General features: G+C 72.5%; 1 pseudogene. It reads right to left on the reverse strand.

From position 1 onward, the window contains the following. Positions 1-630 (reverse strand): annotated as a pseudogene (locus tag IEJ02_RS47930) (acyltransferase domain-containing protein); the annotation flags it as partial.

The raw sequence follows: 630 nt of genomic DNA on the forward strand, positions 1-630 counted from the left end.
CACACCCGCCACATGCGCGGCGGCCAGCTCACCGATGGAGTGGCCGGAAAGGAAGTCCGCCTTCAGACCCCAGGCCGCCACCAGCCTGAACAGCGCCACCTCGACCGCGAACAACGCGGGCTGAGTGAACCCGGTCTGGTCCAGCGCCTCGGCGTCCTCCCCGAACACCACGGTCTTCAAGGGCCGTTCAAGGTGCGCGTCCAGCTCATCGCAGACCGCGTCGAACGCCTCCGCGAACACCGGGTAGGCGTCGTACAGCTCACGACCCATGCCGAGCCGCTGGGCGCCCTGACCGGTGAACAGGAACGCCACCTTGNCCGGCACGGTCCGCGCCGACCACGACCGCACGGTGGTCCAGCGCGGCGCGCGTGGTCGCGAGCGAGTAGCCGAGGTCGGTGAGCGAGACGTCGGGCCGCCGGTCGAGGTCGGCGAGCAGCCGCCCGGCCTGGGCGCGTAGCGCGTCGGTGTTCTTGCCGGAGAGCGGCCATGGCAGAACGGACGGCTGGGCGACCGGGGCCGTGGGGGCCTCCGCCGGTTCGGCCTCGGGGGCCTGCTCGATGATCGTGTGCGCGTTCGTCCCGCTGAAGCCGAACGACGAGACCGCCGCCCGCCGGGGACGCCCCGACTCCG

This window comes from Streptomyces sp. 5-10 (assembly GCF_014712245.1).
GTDB classification, from domain to species: Bacteria; Actinomycetota; Actinomycetes; order Streptomycetales; family Streptomycetaceae; genus Streptomyces; species Streptomyces violaceusniger.